Source organism: uncultured Microbulbifer sp., from assembly GCF_947489355.1.
GTDB lineage: Bacteria > Pseudomonadota > Gammaproteobacteria > Pseudomonadales > Cellvibrionaceae > Microbulbifer.
In genome coordinates, this window is record NZ_CANLDD010000126.1 from 1 (window position 1) to 2,522 (window position 2,522).

5 protein-coding genes are annotated in these 2,522 nt (G+C 50.2%); 3 read left to right on the top strand and 2 right to left on the bottom strand.

The genetic code is table 11. The features are described from left to right. The first annotated feature begins 198 nt into the window (after window positions 1-198). The 3 genes from Q1A48_RS20925 to Q1A48_RS20935 all read left to right on the top strand — a co-directional run bounded on the left by Q1A48_RS20925 (window position 199) and on the right by Q1A48_RS20935 (window position 1,717). On the top strand, window positions 199-999 hold the full coding sequence (locus Q1A48_RS20925) for a site-specific integrase (RefSeq protein WP_299948744.1): 801 nt from the start codon (window positions 199-201) through the stop codon (window positions 997-999). Between the two features lie 169 nt (window positions 1,000-1,168). Next, window positions 1,169-1,387: a DUF433 domain-containing protein gene (locus Q1A48_RS20930; protein WP_299948746.1), complete on the top strand. Its 219-nt coding sequence runs from the start codon at window positions 1,169-1,171 to the stop codon at window positions 1,385-1,387. Beyond that, window positions 1,388-1,717, top strand: a complete 330-nt coding sequence (locus Q1A48_RS20935) for a DUF5615 family PIN-like protein (RefSeq protein ID WP_299948748.1) — start codon at window positions 1,388-1,390, stop codon at window positions 1,715-1,717. It begins immediately after the preceding gene. On the opposite strand, the gene Q1A48_RS22030 is transcribed toward Q1A48_RS20935, so the two are convergent. Together Q1A48_RS22030 and Q1A48_RS20940 are read right to left on the bottom strand one after the other, a co-directional pair. Beyond that, on the bottom strand, window positions 1,710-1,976 hold the full coding sequence (locus tag Q1A48_RS22030; protein ID WP_366523462.1) for an AlpA family phage regulatory protein: 267 nt from the start codon (window positions 1,974-1,976) through the stop codon (window positions 1,710-1,712). The genes Q1A48_RS20935 and Q1A48_RS22030 overlap by 8 nt on opposite strands. A gap of 42 nt (window positions 1,977-2,018) precedes the next feature. After that, window positions 2,019-2,522, bottom strand: a 504-nt coding sequence (locus Q1A48_RS20940; RefSeq protein ID WP_299948749.1) for a hypothetical protein, incomplete at its 5' end; no start/stop codon positions are given.

Genomic DNA, 2,522 nt, shown 5'->3' on the forward strand with positions numbered 1-2,522 from the left:
TCGACAAACTCAAGAGGTGCTATCAAAGCACAGTAGCTATGGCTTGTGCCTTCCTATGGCTACCCATGTGAAACGGGGACAGCCCCTAGTGCGAGCTTTGACTCAAAGAGGCAGGCTCAGGAATGGGCTCAAGATACTGAATATCAAATACGTCAAGGAACGTACGGCAAGCCCCGCGCGGGCACTTTTGGCGACCTAATGGAGCGCTTCGCTGAGTCGGTATCACCTGGCCGAGCTGGGGCAAGGTGGGAAATAGTACGGCTGAAGAAATTTTCATCAGATCCCATCTCTCAAATATTGCTGTCCGAGCTCAAAACGCAGCATTTTGCAGAGTTTCGTGATCGCCGCCTCACCGCTATATCACCAGGGTCCGTAAATCGAGAAATTAATCTATTGGGCTCTGTATGTCGCTATGCGCTACGCGAATGGCATCTCCTTGATCATCATCCAATCCAGGGGCTGGAGCGTCCGCGCGATCCACGACCGCGTGATCGGCGTATCAGCATGCAGGAAATAGATCAAATCTGTGCAGCCTTGGGTTGGCAGGAAATGGCGCCTCAAACCCGCCGTCAGGAAGTTGCTTGGACATTCCTGGTAGCTCTGGAGACAGCAATGCGGCTAGGGGAAATATTGGCACTGAACCATGAAGATCTGAATTTAGAGGGGCGCTATGTTACTGTGCAAGTCTCGAAAAACGGGGATAAAAGGCATATACCATTGTCTCGACGAGCGGTAGAGCTATTCAAAATGGTACAGGATAGGTCCGGGAGTTTTTTACAGGTTGGACGGGATGTAGCCAGTGCGCTATTTAGGCGTGCTCGTATTAATTCCGAGATTGATGATCTGCGTTTTCATGATACTCGCCATGAAGCTCTTACGCGGCTGGCTAGGAAGCTGGACGTGCTCGACCTGGCACGCATGGTGGGGCACCGTGACCCACGCTCATTAATGATCTATTACAATGCGACAGCCACTGAAATTGCTTTGCGCTTAGACTAAGCAGTCACACAGGTATAGATGCATGCTTCATGTAGTGATTACCCTGGTAATATAGTCAATGCTTGACCGCTACTTGGGCCCTATATAGCATCCTGCATATGGTTACAGCCATGGTCGTAAATCGCTCGGTATTTTTGCTATTTAGTGAAAAAGCCTATGGAGGTGCAAGTTGGAATACCAACCTTATATTGAGGTAGACCCCCAAAGAAGAGGGGGCAAAGCATGTATCAAAGGAACAAGGATTGCAGTCGCAGATATTCTAGAAATGTTGGGCGACGGGATGTCGTTTAGTGAAATCATTGATGACTACCCCGACCTCAATTCAACCAAAATCAGGGCTGCACTGAGTTACGCAGCAGCTCAGCAACGTAAGGGGAGGGCTGCATAAGTGCTTCTCCTGGATGAGAACCTTTCCTACAAACTGGCTCCTCGATTAAATGACATTTATCCAGGGATCATTGCGGCAAGGACTGCAGGCCTGCTAGGGAAAAAAGACTCGGACGTTTGGAAATACGCCACCGAAAACAATTTGACAATTGTCACCAAAGATGGCGAGGATATGAAGGACTTGCAACGCCGATTTGGCCACCCGCCTAAAATTATCATTCTTACCCTTGGCAATTGCAGGATCTCTGCGATAGAGAACCAGCTGAGAAACCGGCAAGCAGAAACCGCTACTTTTCTAGACAATGAAAGGCGCCCTTACCTGGCTATATGACCCGCGGGCGGCCAGGCCCAACCCTTCTTGACGGTCGCTGTCTCTTAGCCCAGTCCCGTACTTCCTCAGAAACCCACCGGCGCCCTCCGACACCATTGATCTTTACTGGTTGTGGGAATCCAGGCTTTGCTGATATCCTGAAAACGGTTGACTCACTACAGCTCAAATAAGTTGCAATATCTTCGCTGGTCCAAAGTCGAGTATGTGCACCTCTAAGCGCAGCAGTGATTGTATCTACGATATTTTCAACGTCGTTCATTGTTGTTCCTTCCTGAAAACTACGGTGCAATCAAAACCGTGCCTATTGGCGTCCAGCCAAACAAAATCCATGGCCGTCACGAATGATTTCTCCTGCCTGCTCCAGGGCATCGAAAACGGGTTTAACGAATCTGTTGCCGCCGCGCACGGCGTTGTTGATGCGCCTCAACACGGGACGGGCGCCGAATTCACCGGAGCAAATACGGTCGGCCAGCTCGATCTGTTCCTGGCTGAGATCGGCGTTTACATGCCGTTTACCGACCGTTGATAAGCGTTTAGCTGGCGTTGAAGGCCGTTTACAACCCGTTGACAACCGTTTACCGACCGTTAACAAATGTGTTAACAGCTGTTTACAAGTTGTTAACGGCCGTTTACAAGCCGTTGACAACGGCTGAGCATCCGTTGACAACCGTTTACAAACCGTTGAAGCAGCGTTAAACCCTAGTAACGCCACCAGCCCTACCACATCAGTGATGATTGCCAGGGCGAGGAATCCGGCGTGCTGTAATCGCACGGGGTCTATGTTGAGTGTGCTGGCCAGGCTGTT

Bases quoted from the DNA above. Each gene is read 5' to 3' on its own strand.
- Q1A48_RS20925 (WP_299948744.1), top strand. From the start codon at position 199: ATGGAGCGCTTCGCTGAGTCGGTATCACCTGGCCGAGCTGGGGCAAGG.
- Q1A48_RS22030 (WP_366523462.1), bottom strand. From the start codon at position 1,976: ATGAACGACGTTGAAAATATCGTAGATACAATCACTGCTGCGCTTAGA.